This is a genomic window from Burkholderia sp. BCC1640 (genome assembly GCF_902833125.1).
GTDB lineage: Bacteria > Pseudomonadota > Gammaproteobacteria > Burkholderiales > Burkholderiaceae > Burkholderia > Burkholderia diffusa.
The window spans coordinates 31168-45854 of sequence record NZ_CADFEF010000014.1 but is presented as its reverse complement, the minus strand read 5'-3'; the positions used below and the strand labels follow the sequence as shown (position 1 = coordinate 45854).

The window sequence follows — 14687 nt, the reverse complement described above, 5'->3', positions numbered from 1 at the left end:
CTATCCGGTTGGCGTCACGTCGAGCGCTTCGGCGGACGCGTTTCGGGCGACGAGGCGGCCGCCGCGCGCGCCGCGGCCGAGCCGGCCGGCTTCGCACGCTTCGCGGCCGGCTTGCGCGGCGCGGCGGCCGCGGCCGGTGCGGGCTGCTCCGCCCGCGCCGTCGATGCGGCCTGCCCAGACGGCGCGGCGCCCGCCTCCGCGGGCTGCGCGCCCGGCTGCGTCATCGCGAGGCTCGCGAGCTGGTTGAACTGCGCCTGCAGCAGGTTCCACCAGCCGGCCGGATCGAACGCCTGCTGCGCGGCGTCGCCTGCGGGCGGTTCGTCAGCCGCGGCAGCGGTATCCGGTGCTCGCGGCGCGGACGCCGCTTGCGCGGCCGCGGCCGCCGCCTCCTCGGCCGCCGACATCGAGCTTTGCGCGAACGCGCCGAACGCGCGCAGCGTCGCGAGCGTCGCGCGCTGCACCTCGAGCGCCTGGATCGCGGACTGCAGCATGCCGAGATTGAGCTTGAGCCACTGCTCGACCGCGCGCAGATCGGTGATCCGCTTGTCGAGCTCCTCGACGCTCGTGAGCGGCGCCATCATGTCGGACATGCTCGACAGCGACGGCGGCAGCCCCGACGCGGCGCCGGGAAACGACGCCATGCCGCCGAACGGCGACATCCGCATCATGTCCCACATCCGGTCGAGCATGTCGGCAGGCTTGAAACCGGCAAAGCCGGCGAAAGGATTGGAGCCGGAGGCATCGGTCGTCATACGGGCATCCTGGTTGACTGGGTGGGCGATGCGGCCGGCACGAGTCGCGCGGCCGCCCTTGATCCGATCATAACGCGCGTCAGAACGGTGCGTCGCCGGGGAAATCGGGCGGGCGCCGCTCGCGCAGCGAGCGGATGCCTTCCTGCACGTCGGGCCCCGAGAAGCCCATGAATTCGAGCGCGAGCGACGTATCGAAGGTCGGCCCGGCGCTGCGCAGCCAGTTGTTCAGCGCGTACTTGGTCCAGCGGATCGCCGACTGCGACCCGTGCGCGAGCCGCTCAGCGACCTCGTACGCCTTCGGCAGCAGGTCGGCCGGCTCGACCGCGAGCGACACGAGGCCGATCCGCTCGGCCTCCTCGCCGCTCACCGGTTCGCACAGCAACAGGTAATACTTCGCCTTCGCCATCCCGCACAACAGCGGCCACACGATCGCCGCGTGATCGCCGGCCGCGACACCGAGCCGCGTATGGCCGTCGATGATGCGCGCATCCTTCGCGGCGATCGAGATGTCGGCGAGCAGCCCGGCGACGAGCCCCGCGCCGACGGCCGGGCCGTGCATCGCGGACACGATCGGCTTGCTGCAATTGATCACGTTGTAGACGAGGTCGCGCGCCTCGCGCCACACGCGGGCGCGCACGTCGAAGTCGTTCGCCATCGCCTCGACGAGCGCGAGATCGCCGCCCGCCGAAAAGCCCTTGCCCTCGCCGCGGATCACCGCGACGCGCGTGTCGGGATCGCGGTCGACGTCGCGCCAGATGTCGGCGAGTTCGCGATGCATGCGCTCGTTCGCGGTCGCGAGGCCGCTGCGGTTCGCGCCTTCGCCGCTCATCACGATGTCCAGCACGCCATGATCGCGGCGCGTCACCTTCAATGCTTCGTAACCGCCGTACGCGGCGAGATCGGTCATGCGCAGCTCCCGGGTTCTTGAAAATGCTGAAACGCCTGAATCGAGTGTAGCCAAGCCCGCGCGGGCAAACATCAGGCGAAACCCGGCGCGCGGGCCGGCGCCGGGCTTCGCGCCGGGTTTCGCGCAGACGTCAGGCCGCGCCGTCGGGCGGTGCGACCGACTGCTCGATCGCACCGAAGATCGACTTGCCGGCCGCGTCGAACATCTCGATGCGCACGGTATCGCCGTAGCGCATGAATTCGGTCTGCGGCGCGCCGTGCTCGATCGTCTCGAGGCAGCGCTTCTCGGCGATGCAGCAGTAGCCGCGCTTCGCGTCCTTGTTCGACACCGTGCCCGAGCCGACGATCGAGCCGGCACGCAGGTTGCGCGTCTTCGCCGCATGCGCGATCAGCTGGCCGAAGTGGAACACCATGTCGGTGCCCGCGTCGGGCTGGCCGACCTTCCTGCCGTTCCAGTGGACGATCATCGGCCGGTGCACGCGGCCTTCGCGCCATTCGTCGCCGAGCTCGTCGAGCGTCACCGCGACCGGTGCGAACGCGGTGGCCGGCTTGCTCTGGAAGAAACCGAAGCCCTTCGCGAGTTCGGCCGGAATCAGGTTGCGCAGCGACACGTCGTTCACGAGCGTGACGAGCCGCACGGCCTTCAGCGCGTCGTCGGGCGATGCGCTCATCGGCACGTCGCCGGTGATCACCGCGACCTCGGCCTCGAAGTCGATGCCCCATTCCTCGGACGGGCACACAATGTCGTCGCGCGCGCCGAGGAAATCGTCGCTGCCGCCCTGGTACATAAGCGGATCGGTCCAGAACTCCGGCGGCATCTCGGCGCCGCGCGCGCGGCGCACGAGCTCGACGTGGTTCACGTACGCGGAGCCGTCGGCCCACTGGAACGCGCGCGGCAGCGGCGCCATGCAGTTCGCCGGGTCGAACGCGAACGCGTTGCGCGCGCGGCCGTGGTTCAGCGCGTCGTACAGATCGCGCAGTTGCGGCGCGTAGAACGCCCAGTCGTCGAGGACGCGCTGCAGCGTCGGTGCGATCGCATCGGCGATCGCCGCGGTGTGCAGGTCGCGCGACACGACGATCAGCTGGCCGTCGCGCGTGCCGTCCTTCAGCGATGCAAGTTTCATGGGGTATCTGCCGTTGTAGTGACGATGGAGGGAATCTATTTTACGATGGTGAATCCGTGCGGCGCGCCACGATCGTGCGCGCCGTTTTCGTCCCGACCCTTGCCGCCTTGTCGCGCCCCGTTGCCCATGCCCGCCAGCCCGCTTCCCGACGACGATCTCGCCGATTCCGACACCGACGACACCGGCTCCGGCGAGCACGGCGAAGGCGGCGAGAAGGTCCGCTCCGGCATCCAGTCGATCGAGGTCGGCTTCCGCCTGCTCGACGTGCTGACGAGCGAGCCGCGCGCGATGATGCTGCGCGATCTCGCGCAGCGCGCGGGCATGAGCCCGGCGAAGGCGCACCGCTATCTGGTCAGCTTCTCGCGGCTCGGCGTCGTGTCGCAGGATCCCGTGTCGGGCCGCTACGAACTCGGCGGCTTCGCGCTGCAGATGGGGCTCGCGCGGCTCGCGCGCGTTGACGGCGTGAAGCTCGCGCGGATCGCGCTGACCGAGTTGCGCGACCGCGTCGACCAGACGGTCGGCATCGCGGTGTGGGGTAACCAGGGGCCGACGATCGTGCACTGGATGGAATCGAGCCACCCCGCGAAGGCGTCGCTGAAGCTCGGCGACGTGATGCCGCTGCTCGGCTCCGCGACGGGCCTGCTGTTCGCCGCGTACCTGCCGCGCAGCAAGACCGCGACGATGCTGGAGCGCGAGCTCGCCGACACGCGCCGCTCGCCGCATCACGGCGGCCCACGCACGCTCGACGAGGTCGAGGCGGTGCTCGCCGACGTGCGCGCGCATCAGGCCGCGCGCGTGGAAGGGATGCTGCTGCCGACGATCCATGCGTTCTGCATGCCGGTGTTCGATGCGGTCGGCGAACTCGCGCTCGCGATCGTCGCGCTCGGCCAGGAAGGCATGTTCGACATCGCGTGGGGCGGCGAGATGGACACCGCGCTGCGTGCATGCGCGCAGAAACTGTCTTACGAACTCGGCTATAGTCCGGACGCGCGCGACGCCTGACACGCGGGGCGTGCGACACCCGCGCGATGTACCGCGAACGCGTGGCGCACCCGGCGGTCCGATGGCTGTGACGCGCGCCGCGCGCCGCGACCGCCCCAACCCTGTTCCGATTCGCCGATGCCGCCTGCCGACACCCGTCCTCGTCACGCCCTGCCCCGCCACTGGCTGCGCGTGGGCGTCGCGCTCGTCGTCGTGCTGGTGCTGCACGCGCTCGCGGCGTTGTGGCTGACGCGCAGCCGCGATGCGTTCACGCCGCCCGCGCCCGCCGAGATACCGGTGCAGATCGAGCTGCTGAAGCCGCGGCCGATCGAACGCCAGCCCGCGCCGAAGCCCACCGAACATCCCGCCGAGCCAGCGCCGGCGAAGCCGGCCCCCGCCGCGCCGAAGCCTGCTGCGAAACCCGCGCCGTCGCCCGAGCCGGTCCTCACGTCGACGCAGACGGCCGAGCAAGGCGAGCCGCCGCCGGCCGCCGCCTCCGCGGCTTCTGCCGCGAGCGGCGCGGCAGGCGCATCCGGCACGCAGGCGGCATCGGCCGGCGAAGCCGGCGGTGCCGCGACGCCGGGCCCCGCGACGAGCGGCGTGAAATTCGCCGCGCCGCCGCCCGGCGACCTGCAGTACGACACGTTCTACAACGGAATGCAGAACATGATCGGCACGATCCACTGGCGCACCGACGGCCGCACCTACGACCTGTCGGTGTCGATGCCCGTGCCGTTCGTCGGCCCGTTCAGCTATCGCAGCGAAGGCCGCATCGACGCATTCGGCGTCGCGCCCGACCGCTATGTCGAGAAGCGCGGCAAACGGCCCGAGGACATCGCGATCTTCAACCGCGAGATCCGCCAGGTCGTCTTCACGCGCACGCCGAACAACGCGCCGCTGCCCGACGGCGTGCAGGACCGCTTCAGCATGCTGATGCAGCTGTCGGGGCTCGTGCGCGGCAATCCGTCCGCGTATCAGCCGGGCGTCACGCAGCAGTTCTTCGTAATCGACAACAACAACGGCGAGACCTGGCCGATCACGGTGATCGGCGACGAGGACGTGCAGACGCAGGCCGGCATCGTCCGTGCACGCCACTTCATGCGGCTGCCGCGCCGCGACGGCGACACGCGCCGCATCGACATGTGGCTCGCGCCGTCGCTCGGCTGGCTGCCCGCGCGGCTCGTACAATCGGAACCGAACGGCTCGCAGATCGAACTGCTGTGGCACGGCCGGCTCGCCCCGCCCGATGCACCTGCCGACGGCGCGACGCAAGGTGCAACGAACCCAGGCGCAACGAACGCGCCTGCCAGCGCACCGGCCGCGGAGCCGGCACAACCCGCACCGGCGCCCGCCGAGCAGGCGCCAGCGGCTGAGCCGCCGGCAGCGTCGCAGCCCGTGCAGTGACGATCGACCAATCGGCAATTTCGACCGATTAAAGCTCTCGCCAAAATGGCCGATGACACTCTTTAACAACTATTTCGGTGCACCGGATCACAATAAGAAACGTTTGATAGATATCGGCTTCTAACCCGATACACCCCACGCAAACGGGAGAACGGGGTGTGCAGCGCAAGCCCCTTGAAACCGGCAAGGCCTGCCCCACCTACGGGACAACAAGGCCAGATGCCACTGCGAAGAGGAGTGCCGCCATGCAAATGATCTACAACAGCCCCAACTACTGCGTCGTCGAATTTGCGCCGCAGGCCGGCCACCATCTGATGAATGCCGGCGGATACGAAATCGTCGACAAGAACGCGCAGCGCGAGATCTTCATCGACGGCGAGCTCGCCGAGCGATTCCGCGCACACGTGAAGCAGCTGATCGAGGATGAACCGTCGCTCGACGAAGTGGACGAATTCCTCGGACAGTTCGACAGTCTGATGATGATGCCCGTCGTCCTGCACTGACGACCCGCGGCCCGGCGCATCGCCGGGCCATTCGCCGCGTTCGAGCGGCGCCGCGAGCACTCCGATCCAAGCCCCCGTCCGGTTCGCCGGGCGGGGGTTTTCGTTTGTTGGCGCGGGCCGGGCGGCGCCCCGGCGCACCGGCTACAATGACGGTTTTCCCGTCTTCGCCGCTCTTCCGCCATGTCCGCGACCCCTCTCGCCGCTTCCGCCCCGCTCGACGCGCCCTACACGCGCGGCGCCGACCTGCCCGCGCTGCTGAAATCGCGCATCCTGATCCTCGACGGCGCGATGGGCACGATGATCCAGCGCTACAAGCTCGACGAGGCCGCGTATCGCGGCGAGCGTTTCAAGGATTTCCCGCGCGACATCAAGGGCAACAACGAACTGCTGTCGCTCACGCAGCCGCAGATCATCAGCGAGATCCACGACCAGTACTTCGCGGCCGGCGCGGACATCGTCGAAACCAACACGTTCGGCGCGACGACGGTCGCGCAGGCCGACTACGGGATGGAAGACCTCGTCGTCGAGATGAACGTCGAATCGGCACGGCTCGCGCGCGAATCCGCCGCCCGCTACAGCACGCCGGCCAAGCCGCGCTTCGTCGCGGGCGCGATCGGGCCGACGCCGAAGACGGCGAGCATCTCGCCGGACGTCAACGACCCGGGCGCGCGCAACGTCACGTTCGACGAGCTGCGCAACGCGTATTACCAGCAGGCGAAGGCGCTGCTCGACGGCGGCGTCGACCTGTTCCTCGTCGAGACGATCTTCGACACGCTGAACGCGAAGGCCGCGCTCTTCGCGCTCGACGAGCTGTTCGAGGACACCGGCGAGCGCCTGCCGATCATGATCTCGGGCACCGTGACCGACGCGTCGGGCCGCATCCTGTCGGGCCAGACGGTCGAGGCGTTCTGGAATTCGCTGCGCCACGCGAAGCCGCTCACGTTCGGCCTGAACTGCGCGCTCGGCGCGGCGCTGATGCGCCCGTACATCGCCGAGCTCGCGAAGCTGTGCGACACCTACGTGTCGTGCTACCCGAACGCGGGCCTGCCGAACCCGATGAGCGACACCGGCTTCGACGAGACGCCGGACGTCACGTCGGGCCTGCTGAAGGAATTCGCGCAGGCCGGGCTCGTGAACCTCGCGGGCGGCTGCTGCGGCACGACGCCCGAGCACATCGCCGAGATCGCGAAGGCGCTCGCCGACGTGAAACCGCGCCGCTGGCCGAGCCAGTACAGCGACGCCGCCTGACCGACCGCCCCAACGCCCGCCCTACCTCATACGAATTCGCACCGCCATGACCGATCACATGATGCGCCTTGCCGGCCTCGAGCCGTTCAACGTCACGTCCGGGACGCTCTTCATCAACGTCGGTGAACGCACCAACGTCACCGGCTCGAAGGCATTCGCGCGGATGATCCTCAACGGCCAGTTCGACGAGGCGCTCGCCGTCGCGCGCCAGCAGGTCGAGAACGGCGCGCAGGTGATCGACATCAACATGGACGAGGCGATGCTCGATTCGAAGGCGGCGATGGTGCGCTTCCTGAACCTGATCGCATCCGAGCCGGACATCGCGCGCGTGCCGATCATGATCGACTCGTCGAAGTGGGAAGTCATCGAGGCGGGCCTCAAGTGCGTGCAGGGCAAGGCGATCGTGAACTCGATCTCGCTCAAGGAAGGCGAGGAAGCGTTCCGCCACCACGCGAACCTGATCCGCCGCTACGGCGCGGCCGCGGTCGTGATGGCGTTCGACGAGACGGGCCAGGCCGATACCTACGAGCGCAAGACCGAAATCTGCAAGCGCTCGTACGACTTCCTCGTGAACGAAGTCGGCTTCCCGCCGGAAGACATCATCTTCGACCCGAACATCTTCGCGGTCGCGACCGGCATCGAGGAGCACAACAACTACGCGGTCGACTTTATCGAGGCGACCCGCTGGATCAAGCAGAACCTGCCGTACGCGAAGGTGAGCGGCGGCGTGTCGAACGTGTCGTTCTCGTTCCGCGGCAACGACCCGGTGCGCGAGGCGATCCACACCGTGTTCCTGTATCACGCGATCCAGGCGGGCATGGACATGGGCATCGTGAACGCGGGGCAGCTCGGCGTGTATGCCGATCTCGACCCGGAGCTGCGCGAGCGCGTCGAGGACGTGATCCTGAACCGCCGCGCGGACTCCACCGACCGTCTGCTCGAGATCGCCGACAAGTTCAAGACCGGCGCCGCGAAGAAGGAGGAGAACCTCGAGTGGCGCAATCAGCCGGTCGAGAAGCGCCTCGCGCACGCGCTCGTGCACGGCATCACGAACTTCATCGTCGAAGATACGGAAGAAGCGCGCGCGGCCATCGCCGCGGCCGGCGGCCGCCCGATCAACGTGATCGAAGGCCCGCTGATGGACGGGATGAACATCGTCGGCGACCTGTTCGGCCAGGGCAAGATGTTCCTGCCGCAGGTCGTGAAATCGGCGCGCGTGATGAAGCAGGCGGTCGCGCACCTGATTCCGTTCATCGAGGAAGAGAAGCGCCTGCTCGCGGAAGCGGGCGGCGACGTGCGTGCGAAGGGCAAGATCGTCATCGCGACCGTGAAGGGCGACGTGCACGACATCGGCAAGAACATCGTGTCGGTCGTGCTCCAGTGCAACAACTTCGAAGTGGTCAACATGGGCGTGATGGTCCCGTGTAACGAGATCCTCGCGAAGGCGAAGGTCGAGGGCGCGGACATCATCGGGCTGTCGGGCCTCATCACGCCGAGCCTCGAGGAAATGGCGTACGTCGCGTCCGAGATGCAGCGCGACGACTACTTCCGCGTGAAGAAGATTCCGCTGTTGATCGGCGGCGCGACGACCTCGCGCGTGCATACGGCCGTGAAGATCGCGCCGCACTACGAAGGCCCCGTCGTCTACGTGCCGGACGCCTCGCGCTCGGTGTCGGTCGCGTCGAACCTGCTGTCGGACGAAGGCGCGGCAAAGTACCTCGACGAACTGAAGTCCGACTACGAACGGATCCGCGACCAGCACGCGAACCGCAAGGCGCAGCCGATGGTCACGCTCGCCGAAGCGCGCGCGAACAAGACGAAGATCGACTGGGCCGGCTATCAGCCCGTGAAGCCGAAGTTCATCGGCCGCCGCGTGTTCCGGAACTACGACCTGAACGAGCTCGCGAACTACATCGACTGGGGCCCGTTCTTCCAAACCTGGGACCTCGCGGGCCCGTACCCGGCGATCCTGAACGACGAGATCGTCGGCGAATCGGCGCGGCGCGTGTTCTCGGATGCGAAATCGATGCTCGCGCGCCTGATCCAGGGCCGCTGGCTGACCGCGAACGGCGTGATCTCGCTGCTGCCGGCGAACACGGTCAACGACGACGACATCGAGATCTACACCGACGAATCGCGCTCGGAAGTGCTGATGACGTGGCGCAACCTGCGCCAGCAGAGCGTGCGTCCGGTGGTCGACGGCGTGATGCGCCCGAACCGCTCGCTCGCCGACTTCATCGCGCCGAAGGAATCGGGCGTCGCCGACTACATCGGGATGTTCGCGGTCACGGCCGGGCTCGGCGTCGACGTGAAGGAAAAGCAGTTCGAAGCCGACCACGACGACTACAGCGCGATCATGCTGAAGGCGCTGGCCGACCGCTTCGCGGAAGCGTTCGCCGAGGCGATGCACGCGCGTGTGCGCCGCGAGCTGTGGGGCTATGCGAGCGGCGAGACGCTCGACAACGATGCGCTGATCGCCGAAAAGTACGCGGGCATCCGCCCGGCGCCCGGCTACCCGGCGTGCCCCGACCACCTGGTGAAGCGCGACATGTTCGACGTGCTGCAGGCGAACGAGATCGGCATGAGCGTGACCGATTCGCTGGCGATGCTGCCGGCGGCCAGCGTGTCGGGTTTCTACCTCGCGCACCCCGACAGCACGTATTTCTCGGTCGGGAAAATCGGTCAGGATCAGCTCGAGGACTACGCGCAACGCATGGCCCTGTCGCTCGACGACGCGCGCCGCGCGCTCGCGCCGCAGCTCTGATCGATGTCCGACCGGGGCGGCCTCGCCGCCTTTTGATCAGACAAATAAAAAGCCCGCGTCGCGCGGGCTTTTTCTTGCCTGATCAATCCTGCGGCCGCGTCGGCCGGGCAACGAAGCTCAGAAGCCCCAGTGCACGTCGGCCTCGCCGGCCTTCGCTTCACGCAGCATCGACAGGAACGGCGCGACGCGCTGCGCCAGGCTCGGCGGCACTTCGTGGTGCGCGTGGTCGTCTTCGTCCTCGTGGAAATGGCCCGCGTGCTCGGCGCGCTCCTGCTTCGCCTGCGCGACAGCGCCTTCCAGCTTGGCGATCGCGTGGTCCAGTTCGTCGTGCGTAATGACGCCGCGTTCGCCCAGCTGCTTGCCGACGAGGCCCAGCACGTATACGGCGAAATCCTTCAGCACGTCGAGATCCTGTGCCGCCTTGCTCTTGAACGTAATCATGACAATTCCCTTTTCATCTTGTTGTGCCCGCGCGGCGCAGTTGGGGGACGCCGGCAGACCGGCGTCCGGCCTCGCGGACGCGGGGCGCCTGAGCGGCATATTAGCACCTGTTAAAATTCTGCGATCCCTGAAACGCGCGCTTAAAAAGCGCGCCGGCCGGCCGGCGTTTCCGGCCGCCACCAACGAAGCCTTCTACCAGCATGCTGCCAGCACACAAACAGACCCTCGAAGCCCTGCTCGCGGATAGCGTCACGCAGGTCGCACACGCGCTGAAAGGCGCCGACGCGGCATTCGTCACCCCGGCCATCACGCTGGAGCGCCCGAAGGTCGCCGCGCACGGCGACGTCGCGTGCAACGTCGCGATGCAGCTCGCCAAGCCGCTCGGCACGAACCCGCGCCAGCTCGCCGAGAAGATCGTCGCCGCCCTCACGGCCCAGCCGGCCGCGCAAGGGCTCGTCGACGCGGCCGAAATCGCCGGCCCCGGCTTCATCAACCTGCGCCTGACGGCCGCCGCGAAACAGGCGGTGATCGCCGCCGTGTTCGACCAGGGCCGCGCGTTCGGGACGTCGGAGCGCGAAAAGGGCAAGCAGGTGCTGCTCGAGTTCGTGTCGGCCAACCCGACCGGCCCGCTGCACGTCGGCCACGGCCGCCAGGCGGCGCTCGGCGACGTGCTCGCGAACGTGATCGCGAGCCAGGGCTACGCGGTGCACCGCGAGTTCTACTACAACGACGCCGGCGTGCAGATCGGCAACCTCGCGATCTCGACGCAGGCGCGCGCGCGCGGCCTGAAGCCGGGCGACGCGGGCTGGCCGGAAGCCGCGTACAACGGCGAATACATCGCCGACATCGCACGCGATTACCTGAACCGCGAGACGGTGGCCGCGAAGGACGGCGAGCCGGTCACCGGCGCGGGCGACATCGACGATCTCGACGCAATCCGCAAGTTCGCGGTCGCGTACCTGCGTCACGAGCAGGACATGGACCTGCAGGCGTTCGGTGTGAAATTCGACCAGTACTACCTCGAGTCGTCGCTGTACAGCGAAGGCCGGGTCGAGAAGACGGTCGACGCGCTGATCAAGGCCGGCATGACCTACGAGCAGGACGGCGCGCTGTGGCTGCGCACGACCGACGAAGGCGACGACAAGGATCGCGTGATGCGCAAGTCGGACGGCACGTATACGTACTTCGTGCCGGACGTCGCCTACCACGTGACGAAATGGGAGCGCGGCTTCACGAAGGTGATCAACATTCAGGGCTCGGACCACCACGGCACGATCGCGCGCGTGCGCGCGGGCCTGCAGGGCCTGCACGTCGGCATTCCGAAGGGTTATCCCGACTACGTGCTGCACAAGATGGTCACCGTGATGCGCGACGGCCAGGAAGTGAAGCTGTCGAAGCGCGCGGGCAGCTACGTGACGGTCCGTGACCTGATCGAATGGTCGGGCGGCGCGGCGCCGGGCCAGGAAGCGGCACCCGACCTGATCGACGAGGCGACCATCACGCGCGGCCGCGACGCGGTCCGTTTCTTCCTGATCTCCCGCAAGGCCGACACCGAATTCGTGTTCGACATCGACCTCGCGCTGAAACAGAACGACGAGAACCCGGTCTATTACGTCCAGTACGCGCATGCGCGGATCTGCTCGGTGCTCAACGAACTGAAGTCGCGCTACAACTTCGAGGCGGCGCAGCTGCCCGGCGCCGACCTGTCGCAGCTCACGAGCCCGCAGGCCGTGTCGCTGATGCAGAAGCTCGCCGAGTATCCGGACATGCTCACGCACGCGGCGAACGAACTGGCGCCGCACGCGGTCGCGTTCTACCTGCGCGATCTCGCTGGTGAATTCCACTCGTTCTACAATGCGGAGCGCGTGCTGGTCGACGACGAAGCGCCGCGCAACGCGCGCGCCGCGCTCCTCGCCGCGACCCGGCAGGTGCTCGAGAATGGTCTGGCGGTGCTCGGCGTGTCCGCGCCCGCCAAGATGTAAGCGGCCCGAACCGGGCTGCGAATGGCCGCAGCGGGCGCCGCCGTCGGATGCCCGCCGCGGCCTTTTCACGATTCTTTTTGCAGGTGACTCAAGCAATGGCACAACCACGCCGAACTTCGAAGCAATCGAAACAAGCCGGAGGGACATTTCTTGGAATCGTGCTGGGCCTGATCGTCGGCCTCGCGATCGCGGTGGTGGTGGCGCTCTACATCACGCGTTCGCCGTCGCCGTTCGTGTCGAAGGTCGCGCCGCCGCCCGCCGACAACGGCGCGAGCCAGCCGCAGCAGTTCGACCCGAACCGCGCGCTGCAAGGCAAGACGCCCGGCCAGCCGGTGCCGCAGGCCGCGCAGCCCGCGCCGCCCAATACCGCGCCCGGCCAGGCCGCGAACCAGACCCAGGGCGGCCTGCTGCCCGAGCCGCAGATCGTCGAAGTGCCGCCGTCGGGCAACACGAACGGCACGACCGGCTCGAGCAACACCACCGCGTCGAACAATGCGTCGTCGGGCAACGGCGTCGCCGTCGCGCCGAAGCCGGCCGACAACACGCCGCCGCCGAAGAAGACGCAGCAGGCGCAGCAACAGCAACAACAGCAGCAAGGCGGCGAGGACGACCTCGCGCGCTTCGCCGCGCAGAAGCAGGCGCAGCAGGCTGCCGCGCAGAAACAGCAGCAACAGCAACAGGCCGCGAACACGCCGAAGCCGGCGCCGTCCGCGACGTCCTCCGCGGCAGCGAAGCCGCCGACCGCGAACGACGCGAACACCGGCTACTTCCTGCAGGTCGGCGCGTACAAGACGGAAGGCGACGCCGAGCAGCAGCGCGCGCGCTTGGGCTTCCAGGGCTTCGAGTCGAAGGTGTCGAAGCGCGATGTCAGCGGCGTGACCTATTTCCGCGTGCGCGTCGGCCCGTTCTCGAAATTCGAGGATATGAACTCGGCCCGTCAGCGCCTGTCCGATGCAGGTGTCGACACGGCGGTGATCCGTTTCACGAAGCAGTAAGCAACCGGCCGCGCCCACGCAGAACCCGTTACGTTTCGTAACCCGAGCAACTGATTCGACGTCTACAACATGAAAAAACTGCTTAGCACGCTCCTTCTGTCCCTGGGCCTGGCCACCGCCGGCTTCGCCCAGGCAACGCCGGCCGCACCGGTGTCCGGCAAGGACTTCGAGGTGATGAAGTCGCCGCAGCCGGTGTCGGCGCCGGCCGGCAAGGTCGAGGTCATCGAGTTCTTCTGGTACGGCTGCCCGCACTGCTACGAATTCGAGCCGACGATCGAGGCCTGGGTGAAGAAGCAGGGCAACAACATCGACTTCAAGCGCGTGCCGGTCGCCTTCCGCGACGATTTCGTCCCGCACTCGAAGCTGTTCTACGCGGTGTCGGCGCTCGGCATCTCGGAAAAGGTCACGCCGGCGATCTTCAACGCGATCCACAAGCAGAAGAACTACCTGCTGACGCCGCAGGCGCAAGCCGACTTCCTGGCGACGCAAGGCGTCGACAAGAAGCAGTTCATGGACGCGTACAACTCGTTCAGCGTGCAGGGCCAGGTGAAGCAATCGGCCGAGTTGCTGAAGAACTACGCGATCGACGGCGTGCCGACGGTCGTCGTCCAGGGCAAGTACAAGACGGGTCCGGCTTACACGAACAGCATTCCGGGTACCGCGCAGGTGCTCGATTACCTCGTGAAGCAGGTTCAGGACAAGAAGCTCTGATCCCCGCCCGCGCGCCGGCATGACAACTCCGCTGAAGGTCTTCATCACCGGCGCGTCGAGCGGCCTCGGCCTCGCGATGGCCGAGGAATACGCCCGCCAGGGCGCCACGCTCGCACTCGTCGCGCGCCGCACCGAGGCCCTCGATGCGTTCGCGCGACGCTTTCCCAAGCTGTCCGTCTCCGTCTACTCCGCCGACGTGCGCGACGCCGATGCGCTCGCCACGGCCGCCGCGTCGTTCATCGCCGCGCACGGCTGCCCCGACGTCGTGATCGCGAACGCCGGCATCAGCCAGGGCGCCGTCACGGGACAAGGCGATCTCGCCACGTTCCGCAACGTGATGGACATCAACTATTACGGGATGGTCGCGACGTTCGAGCCGTTCGTCGGCCCGATGACGGCCGCGCGCCACGGCACGCTGGTCGGCGTCGCGAGCGTCGCGGGCGTGCGCGGCCTGCCCGGTTCCGGCGCGTACAGCGCGTCCAAGTCGGCCGCGATCAAGTATCTCGAGGCACTGCGCGTCGAGCTGCGCCCGGCCGGCGTCGGCGTCGTGACGATCGCGCCCGGCTACATCCGCACGCCGATGACCGCGCACAACCCGTACCGGATGCCGTTCCTGATGGACGCCGACCGCTTCGCGGCCCGCGCCGCACGCGCGATCGCCCGGCAGCACGCGTTCCGCGTGATTCCGTGGCAAATGGGCGTCGTTGCGAAGGTGCTGCACGTGCTGCCGCGCTGGCTCTACGACCGTCTGTTCGAAAAGGCGCCGCGCAAGCCGAAAGCCGGCGCGCACTGAGCGCATCGGGTGCATCGGGTGTCCGGCGCGTCTGTCGCGCCGTGCACGCCCGCGTGCGGCGCTTCCTTCTGTCGGCCGTATCA

13 protein-coding genes are annotated in these 14687 nt (G+C 68.0%); 9 read left to right on the top strand and 4 right to left on the bottom strand.

The window, feature by feature from the left end:
• Positions 1 to 14: 14 nt before the first annotated feature.
• The 3 genes from HWX25_RS16785 to HWX25_RS16775 form a co-directional block, all read right to left on the bottom strand.
• Positions 15 to 752 carry a PhaM family polyhydroxyalkanoate granule multifunctional regulatory protein gene (locus tag HWX25_RS16785; protein WP_175909248.1) on the bottom strand — a complete coding sequence of 246 codons (738 nt, stop codon included), beginning with the start codon at positions 750 to 752 and terminating at the stop codon, positions 15 to 17.
• A gap of 79 nt (positions 753 to 831) precedes the next feature.
• Positions 832 to 1659 (bottom strand): enoyl-CoA hydratase/isomerase family protein, encoded by an 828-nt coding sequence (locus HWX25_RS16780; protein ID WP_175909246.1) that lies wholly within the window; start codon positions 1657 to 1659, stop codon positions 832 to 834.
• Positions 1660 to 1789: 130 nt separating this feature from the next.
• A complete protein-coding gene (locus HWX25_RS16775) occupies positions 1790 to 2782 on the bottom strand; it encodes a fumarylacetoacetate hydrolase family protein (RefSeq protein WP_059523981.1) in 993 nt (330 codons plus the stop codon).
• Between the two features lie 126 nt (positions 2783 to 2908).
• Here HWX25_RS16775 and HWX25_RS16770 point away from each other — a divergent pair, with 126 nt between their 5' ends.
• The 5 genes from HWX25_RS16770 (at position 2909) to metH (ending at position 9682) form a co-directional block, all read left to right on the top strand.
• Positions 2909 to 3784 (top strand): IclR family transcriptional regulator, encoded by an 876-nt coding sequence (locus tag HWX25_RS16770; RefSeq protein WP_175909244.1) that lies wholly within the window; start codon positions 2909 to 2911, stop codon positions 3782 to 3784.
• Positions 3785 to 3901: 117 nt separating this feature from the next.
• Complete coding sequence (locus HWX25_RS16765; RefSeq protein ID WP_175909242.1) at positions 3902 to 5167, top strand: DUF3108 domain-containing protein; 1266 nt, start codon at positions 3902 to 3904, stop codon at positions 5165 to 5167.
• Positions 5168 to 5412: 245 nt separating this feature from the next.
• Positions 5413 to 5670 (top strand): DUF3567 domain-containing protein, encoded by a 258-nt coding sequence (locus tag HWX25_RS16760; RefSeq protein ID WP_006477667.1) that lies wholly within the window; start codon positions 5413 to 5415, stop codon positions 5668 to 5670.
• 180 nt (positions 5671 to 5850) lie between these two features.
• Complete coding sequence (locus HWX25_RS16755) at positions 5851 to 6918, top strand: homocysteine S-methyltransferase family protein (protein WP_059523975.1); 1068 nt, start codon at positions 5851 to 5853, stop codon at positions 6916 to 6918.
• 46 nt (positions 6919 to 6964) lie between these two features.
• A complete protein-coding gene (gene metH / locus HWX25_RS16750) occupies positions 6965 to 9682 on the top strand; it encodes a methionine synthase (RefSeq protein ID WP_059523972.1) in 2718 nt (905 codons plus the stop codon).
• Positions 9683 to 9799: 117 nt separating this feature from the next.
• Here metH and HWX25_RS16745 read toward each other — a convergent pair whose 3' ends face one another.
• Positions 9800 to 10123 carry a DUF1840 domain-containing protein gene (locus tag HWX25_RS16745; RefSeq protein ID WP_059819854.1) on the bottom strand — a complete coding sequence of 108 codons (324 nt, stop codon included), beginning with the start codon at positions 10121 to 10123 and terminating at the stop codon, positions 9800 to 9802.
• Positions 10124 to 10323: 200 nt separating this feature from the next.
• Between HWX25_RS16745 and argS the strand changes: the two genes are divergently transcribed.
• The 4 genes from argS to HWX25_RS16725 all read left to right on the top strand — a co-directional run bounded on the left by argS (position 10324) and on the right by HWX25_RS16725 (position 14604).
• Positions 10324 to 12105 (top strand): arginine--tRNA ligase, encoded by a 1782-nt coding sequence (gene argS, locus HWX25_RS16740; protein ID WP_175909240.1) that lies wholly within the window; start codon positions 10324 to 10326, stop codon positions 12103 to 12105.
• Between the two features lie 95 nt (positions 12106 to 12200).
• Positions 12201 to 13100 carry an SPOR domain-containing protein gene (locus tag HWX25_RS16735; RefSeq protein WP_059691408.1) on the top strand — a complete coding sequence of 300 codons (900 nt, stop codon included), beginning with the start codon at positions 12201 to 12203 and terminating at the stop codon, positions 13098 to 13100.
• Positions 13101 to 13169: 69 nt separating this feature from the next.
• Positions 13170 to 13811, top strand: a complete 642-nt coding sequence (locus HWX25_RS16730) for a thiol:disulfide interchange protein DsbA/DsbL (RefSeq protein WP_175909238.1) — start codon at positions 13170 to 13172, stop codon at positions 13809 to 13811.
• A 19-nt stretch (positions 13812 to 13830) separates the two neighbouring features.
• Positions 13831 to 14604 (top strand): SDR family oxidoreductase, encoded by a 774-nt coding sequence (locus HWX25_RS16725; protein ID WP_059465877.1) that lies wholly within the window; start codon positions 13831 to 13833, stop codon positions 14602 to 14604.
• Positions 14605 to 14687: the final 83 nt, after the last annotated feature.

What these genes read in the sequence shown, in the direction of transcription:
- HWX25_RS16760 (WP_006477667.1), top strand. Translation starts at nt 5,413, where the DNA reads ATGCAAATGATCTACAACAGCCCCAACTACTGCGTCGTCGAATTTGCG.
- HWX25_RS16725 (WP_059465877.1), top strand. Translation starts at nt 13,831, where the DNA reads ATGACAACTCCGCTGAAGGTCTTCATCACCGGCGCGTCGAGCGGCCTC.
- HWX25_RS16770 (WP_175909244.1), top strand. Translation starts at nt 2,909, where the DNA reads ATGCCCGCCAGCCCGCTTCCCGACGACGATCTCGCCGATTCCGACACC.
- HWX25_RS16780 (WP_175909246.1), bottom strand. Translation starts at nt 1,659, where the DNA reads ATGACCGATCTCGCCGCGTACGGCGGTTACGAAGCATTGAAGGTGACG.
- HWX25_RS16775 (WP_059523981.1), bottom strand. Translation starts at nt 2,782, where the DNA reads ATGAAACTTGCATCGCTGAAGGACGGCACGCGCGACGGCCAGCTGATC.
- argS (WP_175909240.1), top strand. Translation starts at nt 10,324, where the DNA reads ATGCTGCCAGCACACAAACAGACCCTCGAAGCCCTGCTCGCGGATAGC.
- HWX25_RS16765 (WP_175909242.1), top strand. Translation starts at nt 3,902, where the DNA reads ATGCCGCCTGCCGACACCCGTCCTCGTCACGCCCTGCCCCGCCACTGG.
- HWX25_RS16745 (WP_059819854.1), bottom strand. Translation starts at nt 10,123, where the DNA reads ATGATTACGTTCAAGAGCAAGGCGGCACAGGATCTCGACGTGCTGAAG.
- metH (WP_059523972.1), top strand. Translation starts at nt 6,965, where the DNA reads ATGACCGATCACATGATGCGCCTTGCCGGCCTCGAGCCGTTCAACGTC.
- HWX25_RS16730 (WP_175909238.1), top strand. Translation starts at nt 13,170, where the DNA reads ATGAAAAAACTGCTTAGCACGCTCCTTCTGTCCCTGGGCCTGGCCACC.
- HWX25_RS16785 (WP_175909248.1), bottom strand. Translation starts at nt 752, where the DNA reads ATGACGACCGATGCCTCCGGCTCCAATCCTTTCGCCGGCTTTGCCGGT.
- HWX25_RS16755 (WP_059523975.1), top strand. Translation starts at nt 5,851, where the DNA reads ATGTCCGCGACCCCTCTCGCCGCTTCCGCCCCGCTCGACGCGCCCTAC.
- HWX25_RS16735 (WP_059691408.1), top strand. Translation starts at nt 12,201, where the DNA reads ATGGCACAACCACGCCGAACTTCGAAGCAATCGAAACAAGCCGGAGGG.